Genomic DNA, 926 nt, shown 5'->3' with positions numbered 1-926 from the left:
CTACACGGCCCGGGTCGGTCCGAATCGGCAGGGTCTGCCAGCCCTGGGGCGGCAGGCTGCGAGACAGCAGCCAGCGGTCAAGCTGCGGGGCGCTATGCAGAAACTTCATGCGTCGGTCGAGTCCCGGAGCCTGGACGCCAGTCTGGATGGCGCGCAGCGGCAGGTTGCCACTGTCAGCCGGCGACCAGACGCTGGTCCGAAAGTCTGGCCTGCCGGCCGTGTGCCGCCACTGGAGCTGGACGCGGTTGTAGTTCAGGGACAGCGCGCTGACGCCGGGATTATACGCCGCAGCGGTCGGCTGGTGGGCGTTGATGGCGGATGCGGACGGCAGAAAACTGTCGTCGAAAAGAAAGCGACCGGCCACGCGTCGAATGCCGGCCTTTTTCAGGGCCGCGACAAAATGCCGGAGGGCATCGCTTGACAGGGACGGATCTCCGCCGCCCCGCAGGTACAGGTCGCCGTGCAGGCGGCCGTCCTGAACCGGCCCGTCTCGCAACAGCGCGGTGGTAAACCGATACTCGGGTCCCAACAGGTGGAGGGCGGCCAGGGCTTTTGTTGTCGAAGCCGGAATCCGAGCGGTGTCGGCGAGGTGGGATTCGACGACGGTCCCCTGAGCGGGGTCGAACAGGATGAAGCCAACGACGTCAGGGGTGAAGCGGTAGCGCCGGGCCAGGGCGTCAAGCGGCGCCGCGTCGGCGCTGGTGCCGAGCAGCACCAGGCTGGTCAGGACACAGGCCAGCAGCCGGCGGCGGAATCGGCGCTGCCGAGTGGTCTTCATGAGAAGCGGCCTCAGCCCTGGCGACGGGCGATGATATTGAGGCGCACGTAGTCAATCGAGGCTGTCCCAGTTTGACGTATGACCGTGTGGGCGACCGCCTCGGCAAACTGCCGGCGCTGATCCGGGGCCAGCCGCAACAGGTGGGTGC

The 926-nt window shown here is 67.5% G+C and carries 1 protein-coding gene; it reads right to left on the bottom strand.

What is annotated here, in order from left to right; translation table 11 throughout:
* The coding region (locus J4F42_16110; GenBank protein MCE2487039.1) for a D-alanyl-D-alanine carboxypeptidase at window positions 1-778 on the bottom strand (778 nt) is incomplete at its 3' end.
* Window positions 779-926 lie beyond the last annotated feature (148 nt).

The organism is Desulfurellaceae bacterium (assembly GCA_021296095.1).
Classification (GTDB): domain Bacteria; phylum Desulfobacterota; class Binatia; order Bin18; family Bin18; genus JAAXHF01.
Note: the sequence above shows the minus strand (reverse complement) of the source record. Positions and strands in the feature narration are given on the sequence as shown.